The organism is Rhodobacter sp. NTK016B (assembly GCF_017303295.1).
GTDB lineage: Bacteria > Pseudomonadota > Alphaproteobacteria > Rhodobacterales > Rhodobacteraceae > Pararhodobacter.
The window spans coordinates 1-6499 of sequence record NZ_JAFKOK010000035.1 but is presented as its reverse complement, the minus strand read 5'-3'; the positions used below and the strand labels follow the sequence as shown (position 1 = coordinate 6499).

6 protein-coding genes and 1 pseudogene are annotated in these 6499 nt (G+C 64.5%); all 7 read right to left on the bottom strand.

All coding sequences use genetic code 11. From position 1 onward, the window contains the following. A pseudogene (locus JI664_RS23530) lies at positions 1 to 391 on the bottom strand (hypothetical protein); the annotation flags it as partial. 121 nt (positions 392 to 512) lie between these two features. After that, a complete protein-coding gene (locus JI664_RS23525; protein ID WP_286174258.1) occupies positions 513 to 1241 on the bottom strand; it encodes a hypothetical protein in 729 nt (242 codons plus the stop codon). Between the two features lie 108 nt (positions 1242 to 1349). Beyond that, a complete protein-coding gene (locus JI664_RS23520; RefSeq protein WP_207016228.1) occupies positions 1350 to 2105 on the bottom strand; it encodes a hypothetical protein in 756 nt (251 codons plus the stop codon). Between the two features lie 422 nt (positions 2106 to 2527). Continuing rightward, positions 2528 to 4405 carry a phage/plasmid primase, P4 family gene (locus JI664_RS23515; RefSeq protein ID WP_207016227.1) on the bottom strand — a complete coding sequence of 626 codons (1878 nt, stop codon included), beginning with the start codon at positions 4403 to 4405 and terminating at the stop codon, positions 2528 to 2530. 1 nt (position 4406) lies between these two features. After that, complete coding sequence (locus JI664_RS23510; RefSeq protein WP_207016226.1) at positions 4407 to 4649, bottom strand: hypothetical protein; 243 nt, start codon at positions 4647 to 4649, stop codon at positions 4407 to 4409. A gap of 8 nt (positions 4650 to 4657) precedes the next feature. After that, positions 4658 to 5350 (bottom strand): hypothetical protein, encoded by a 693-nt coding sequence (locus tag JI664_RS23505; protein ID WP_207016225.1) that lies wholly within the window; start codon positions 5348 to 5350, stop codon positions 4658 to 4660. Next, the gene (locus JI664_RS23500) at positions 5340 to 6461 is read right to left on the bottom strand and encodes a DUF7146 domain-containing protein (protein ID WP_207016224.1); all 1122 of its coding nucleotides are present in this window, start codon (positions 6459 to 6461) and stop codon (positions 5340 to 5342) included. Before JI664_RS23500 ends, JI664_RS23505 begins: the two co-directional genes overlap by 11 nt. Positions 6462 to 6499 lie beyond the last annotated feature (38 nt).

Here is a 6499-nt window from a genome sequence, read left to right as displayed (position 1 = left end):
CGTCGCGCGCATTGTCCCGGCGCGCTTTCCGGGCCTGCTCTTCCTTGATCTGGAGCGTCGCCAGCTCCAGGCGATCAGGATCGCGGTCACCAACGGGCCCATCGTAGCCCCTTATCGGGGGGCGGCTCGCTTGCGCCTCGGGCTGTTCGTCAGTGGTCTCTTCGTCGGAGACGGCCCGCAATGTCCGCCGGGTCGCGCGCCCGTTGCCCGTCATCTGGCCGAGGTCGAGCTTGCGCCCGAGCGCATCTGCCACCTTGGCCAGGTCGAACCGCCGCGCGCGGCCTTCCCCCTCATAGCAACCTTCCAGCTTTCCCTCGCTCACATATTGGCTGATGCGAGGCTTCGAGAGCCCGAGCCGGGATGCGAGTTCGGTTGCGTTAAGGTTGGCCATGGCCCTTTCCGTTGTTAAGTTAAGGCTTTCCAGATCGTTAAGAGCGGTGACACCTGCGGGGCGCGAATTACCCGCGTGCAGGGGTTGCCTGGGAAGGACCCGAAGGGGGGGCAGGGCGAGGTCACCGCGAGGTCGCGAGCGCCCGATCGAAGGCCCGGCGAAGGTTGATCCCCAGACGGTCACGGTAGATCGCGGCGACGGTGCCTTCGAACTCAAGCACCGGCGTGTAGGTCGGCACCTTGTCAGAGAATTTCAGCACGCGCACCGGAATGTCATCCGGTGCGTTGCGCCGATACACCCCCGGCGCCAGACCGTGTTTCGGCACGAAGTATCGCGCCCGGTTGCGCGCCCGGCGGGCCGAGCGCTGCGTGGTATTCGCGGTGCCGTCGCGTTGCGCCTGAAGCTGCGAGAGCACCTGATTGCGTTCCCCGCGCGACCAATTGCCATAAGCATCAAGGCGGGCGCCTTCGAATGGTCCGCCCGTCGCCGGGATTACCGTGCGCAGGATCTGCGCGGACACGACATGCTGATCGATCAGCTTCTCGATTCCAGTCTGAGGGCGACCGCCCCCTTGGTTCTGCACCTTCAGATAGTGGCGCCGGCCCACAGAGGGCTTCTCCTGCACCTTCGCGGTGCGGTCGGTTTTCGTCGCCCGCCAGACCTGGAACGCCCCGAGCGTCCAGCGCGTCGGACGGTCGAACTGGACCTGCATTCTGTCTTTCAATGCGTCCAGCGCATCGTCCGCCGTCCAGTTCAGAGCCCAGACCTCGATCTGCGGCAGCTGACGCTGCAGAAGGTCGCCGGTTCTTTTGAGAAAGTCCGAGGCGTCGAGGGCCATCTCAAATGCCATGAGCTGCCTCCTAACGCAAAACGCCCGCTCGGGTGTTCCCGGCGGGCGCAGCTATGGATGATGACAAAGAGATACGATCCGGTTGAGGTAAGCGTCAAGCCCCATTCTTCAGCGAAGAGCGGGCGCGGCGCGAGCCATCCTGTCGAGCGCGCTGGCGAGGGCAGCCTGAGCCCGGTTGACCGTGTCACCATAGACGGACCACGCGTGCGATTTCAGGACCTCGGTCAGGGTCAGTCCTTCGATGCAAACCATGTCGACCAGCGCGCGGGTCGTGATGCTGCGCCGCTTGCCGCCGCGGTTGCGCGTGACCTCCAGTGCGAACCCGGTGCCAATGGCCGTCGTCATCCGGCGAATCGCATCGCCTTCTGCGAGCACCGCGTCCATGTAGCTGCCGGCTCCGGAACCTTGGCTGCGGTCCTGAGCTTCGACCGAAACACATTTGAGCCCGACCGAGCTGTGCCGCTCAACCATCGCGCTATAGCGCCGTCCGGCATCGACCTGCGACGGCGTGAAGGGTGCAGATCCGCCGCGCCGCTGGGCTTGCTGTTCCATCACGTCGAACACGTCGCTGGCGCGCGCCGCATCGCGTCCGGAAAAACCGATATGCTGCGGCTCGTATCCGTTGGCGGTCGCGCGGACAGCCTGCGGGGCATACGGCAGAGTAACACCGCGCGCAGGCGCCACGGGGATCTCGGGCCCGCAGCTGCTCGGCGCATGGGCTCTCACCTTCATCAGCTGAAGGCGATCTTTCTCTTTCGTCGGCGTGAGGACGATCTGACGTTCCCGGGCGATCACCTTGAGCGCGCCTTGCCGATAGCCAATCAGCCGGTCTACCGCCGCGTCCAGATCGCTCTCTCTGATCATCCTTCCCATATCTTGTGCCTCTCTTTCTGCTCTAAACGAGTTGTTGATTTTCGGTGTTAAAGGTTGGGGCTGGTGGGGCAGTTCATGGAAAAACGGGGCAGAACTGTTACCCTATGGGGAAAAGCACATCCCATTGAAACGAAACGTGATTTCAGGGTGGCGGGGCAGATGGGGCAGATAGGGCAGATAAATCCGACCTACGCGTAAAGAACAGATCCCCCAGACCCCGCTTGTCTCGCGCGCATGTGAACCCGGAAAACTTCTGCCCTACGCGCCCCATGCGCCCCGCCGGTTCGGTAAGGCGCGGAAACCGCACATCTTTCCGCCACTCATCCCCCCGAAGGGTTCTGCCCCGGTCTGGGGCAGAAAACGGCGATGCGCCCCAGACCGGGGCAGGCAAACAACCGGGGTGCGGGGCGAGATCATTCATGATCGGATCCCGATGGCCCCGCCGGGACGTGCTCGTTTCGGACCATCGGCAACCCTTTCGAATCGCGCGGGGCCTCGTTGAGCCGTGACCGCATCTCGCGCGTCAGGGACAAGCCGGTATAGCCCCATGTGCCGTTACGCTTGTGTCGCGTGTAGGTCTTTCGGCTCTCGGGGTGGTAGAACTTGCCGCTTCGGTCCTTCAGTTTTCGCTGCAGGTTGCCAGGCTGCCATGCATGGGCCGTGTTTTCCAGCAGGTAAAGATAGCAGGCATCGACGAGGTCGCGCGCCGGCAGGAAGTCGGTCCCTCCATCCATCGCGCAGGCGGTGCACAGAAAGTCGCCGATAGGGTCGCTGTCTGTGCGGTATTCCTCGGTCGCAGAGTTGACCTGCGCGGGCTCCTGCAGCCCCCCTTCGAGGTATTGCAGCAGGCCCTCGATCATCCAGTTGAGGATGCCCGATCGTTCCTTTTCGAAGAGCTTGTCGCCGAGCTTTTCGTCGCGCTCGGCCTCGGGGATCTGTACGTCGAAATGGCACAGAAGCGGCCGGCGCCAGATACCTTCGTCCGTTCCACGGATCTCCAGCTTGTGGTTGCCGGTAAAGGTCAGCTTGAAATAGGGCGTGAAGGCCACGAAATCGGAGTGAAGGTTGCGCACGAGCATTTCATCGCCGCCGGTCATCTCCTTCACCTTCTGTTCCTGCAGGCGCTCGCCCTCTTCAGGTTCGTTGGTGATCGCGGCCCGGGCGCCGATCAGGCGCATGAGGTCCGGCGTCGCGTCGGAACCGGACTTGCGGTTCTTTCCGGTCAAACTCTCGATGCGAACCATGGTGGCATAATCGCCCAGCATCCGACGCATGAGGCCAGCCAGCAGGGATTTGCCGTTGGCGCCGACGCCGTAGCAATAGAGGAACTTCTGGATCGGCAGCGCGACCATGTTCAGGCCGAACCATCGCTGCAGGAACGCCCGCATCTCCGGATCCGGCTGGATCCGCGTCAGGAAGCGATCGAAGTCCGGGCATGTCGCCTTCGGGTCATAGGCCACAGGCATCATCTTGGTGATGAATTGCGGAGCATTGCGCCCGGGGATCGTCACTTCGCGCTGGTGCGGCAGCAGCTCGACCGAAGCCACCTTGCCGGCGCCTTCCTCGCGCAGATCCAGCACGTTGAAGCGGAGGATCCCCGTTTCGGTGTTCACAGTCATGGGATCCGCATCGAGGTCTTCGACCTCGCAGTGCAGCATCGTGACGGCTTCCGCCAGGATCGCGTCGATCCGCCCCTTGTTGCCGGCAGTCTGAGCGAAGGACCTGTGGCGCTGCCGGGTCGAACCGCGCCCCCAGAGCTCACCGTTCAGGCGCTCCTTTTCTGCGACCAGAAGACGGCGGCGCTCGGCACGTTCGTCAGCATCAAGCGCCTCGTGAACGGTTTCGAAGTCCCGCAGCTCGACCCGAATGGCGTCCAGCCGATCGACGCGGCGCCGCTCGGCCGAGGTCAGCTGCAGATAGGGGACTTCGCCTTCGATACGCTGGTGAATGGACTGCGCAAGGCGCCGGACAGCGATGCCATCTGGGTCGAGGCGCCACCGGCGTTTATCCCAGACGTGCCATCCGACACGGGGGACGTGCTTGGCATTATCGCCATGATACAGGCGAAAACGCATGCTGTTCCCGGTGTCATTCAGCGGGTATCCGGCGCCCTCGGCTTCACGGGGCGGCTCTTCTCTATAATCCGGGGTGCGGGGCGGCGGCGCGTCGCGACCACCGTCAAAGCCGGACGCGCCATCGTCCGCCGAATCCGGCACCACAACGTCATCGGGCAAGTCGACATCGACCGCGCCAGCCATCAGCTCGCGCACCCCCTCGAGTCCCTTCGGCATGTCAGATGTCTCCCTTCAACTCGGTCAGCGCCGCGTCGAGCGCGCGCAGATCGGCCTCATAGAACCGTGCCCATGGGCCCGGCCCGTTCTTCGTCTTGGACCCGCGCGCCCAGAGGCGCCGATAGAGATCGCGCCAACGCGGCAGGTCGGTGATGTCTATGCGCGTGGACCAGCTGTCCTTGCGCAGCTCGGCCGCGCCGGCTGCGCGATCGAGCGTGATGGTCAGGGATGCGACGGCTGGCATTCGGCGCGTCAGGCAGATGCCAGTGCGACCGCAGCGCGCCTCAGATCGGTCGCAAGGCCGATCGGTGAAGATTTCATGGCTTTGGGGACGATCAGGCCCACAAGCTCGGGCTTGTCGTGGAACAGGACGACGGATGGGCCGCTGTCGGTTTCCGTGATTAAACGAAAGGCCCGGGCGCCCGCTAAACGGCTGAGCAATGCAGGGTCAAAGCCATAGGAATCGGTCTCCGGACCGATTTTGACCTGCTTTGTGCCATCGGCGCTCGGATCGCCCCACACGCGCCGCCAAGGCGGATACTTCTCCGGAGGCGCGGGACACTCGACGACGCCTATGGTCTCGCGATAAGCAGCCCATTCGTTGCGAAGGGTGACAGCCGAAATATCGACACCCGGGTCTTCGAACAGAAGCCGCCCGCGAGTAAAGTCCCGCTGCGCCGCAGTGATGTGATCGCCGCATTCGCAGAACTCATCTTGCACTTCCAGCAGAGACAAGCTGACCAGCGCAGGCGCCGGGGCATGCGCTGTGGCATCCCGGGCCACCAGCATGATGAACCCATCAGTCGCCACCAGCCATGCGCCGCCTTCTGGTATAGGCTCAATGAAAACGCCCTGCAGGTAGTACCGAGAGTCATCTGACCCGGCCGCGCGCCGCACATGCATGAACAGCTCGGCATCGACTGAATACAAAGAGTCATTCGGCATCGGATTCTTCCTCCAGAAGCACGTCGTTGAGATCGAGGCCGTCGGGGCAGGGCACGATCCGTGCCGTCAGGCCGGGGATCTTCGCCATGGCGCGGCGCGCGCCGGACATGAGCTTTGCGCGGGTCATCTTGGGGTCGCTGTCGCCGTCTTCGATCAGCACCAGCTCGCGAACCCAGGGCGGCGGAACAAAGGCCGCGTCATCGGTCATGTCGGGCAGACCCGCGTAGCGCAGGCCCTTGCCCTGGCGCATCTTGCCGGCGATGTTGCCGAGATCGACACCCGCCCAGAACGCGGCACCCGGATGAAGGCCCGAGACCATCGCTGTCAGCGTCGTCTCGATGCCTTCCGCCATGACAAGGGTGCCCTGCAGCACGTTCGGCGTATGCAGCCGGATGGCCGCGCCCTTTTTCGAGCCCCAGCTTTTCTTCACCTTCAGTGCCTGCCCGTCATGCTCTATGCGGAGCTTCCCGCGTGGCTGCGACAGGTCGAACCAAGTGCGGTGCACGGCCGTGCCGGTGCCGGGCGGTTGCTGGATTGCGGCCAGCATGGCGGGGCCCCGATGCGCTTCGACCCACTGCCCGCCCGACGGCACCATGTAGGGCAGGGACGGATGAAACCGCAGGCATTGAGGCAGGACCGGCAGACGATCCCGGGTGAAGCCGCGCAGGGCGAGGTAATCGCGCACCGGCGAATCCTCGGCCGGGAGACCTTCATGCCAGATCCGCCGCGCCTGCCGGATCGCCTCGGCCCGGCGCCGTTGCGCGGCTTCCTCGGATTTCCGGCGCCCCTCGATCGCGCGGCGCTCGCGCGCGGCCAACTCTTCGCGGCTGAGCTCCTGACGCTCACCGCAGAGCCAGGTCAGGGCCTCGGGCAGCGAGCATCCTCGCAGCCACCGCACGAGCTGGATGCCGTCGCCGGCATTGCCGCAGCGCCGGCACTGAAACACGCCCTTCGAGACGTTGATCGCGAAACGGTCGGTGCCACCGCATTCCGGGCAGGGGCCGATCAGCTCGTGCCCGGCGCGCTTGAGTCCGTCGATCGACAGGACCATGGCGATCTCTTCGATCGAGCGCGCGCGAGCTTCGACAAGGCGAGGATCGTCGCGGATCACGGTTGCAGCCCCCCGTACACATGCACCGGCAGGTTATG

Coding starts and splice junctions, on each gene's coding strand:
- JI664_RS23515 (WP_207016227.1), bottom strand. CDS start 4,405: ATGCCGAAGGGACTCGAGGGGGTGCGCGAGCTGATGGCTGGCGCGGTC.
- JI664_RS23525 (WP_286174258.1), bottom strand. CDS start 1,241: ATGGCATTTGAGATGGCCCTCGACGCCTCGGACTTTCTCAAAAGAACC.
- JI664_RS23510 (WP_207016226.1), bottom strand. CDS start 4,649: ATGCCAGCCGTCGCATCCCTGACCATCACGCTCGATCGCGCAGCCGGC.
- JI664_RS23505 (WP_207016225.1), bottom strand. CDS start 5,350: ATGCCGAATGACTCTTTGTATTCAGTCGATGCCGAGCTGTTCATGCAT.
- JI664_RS23520 (WP_207016228.1), bottom strand. CDS start 2,105: ATGATCAGAGAGAGCGATCTGGACGCGGCGGTAGACCGGCTGATTGGC.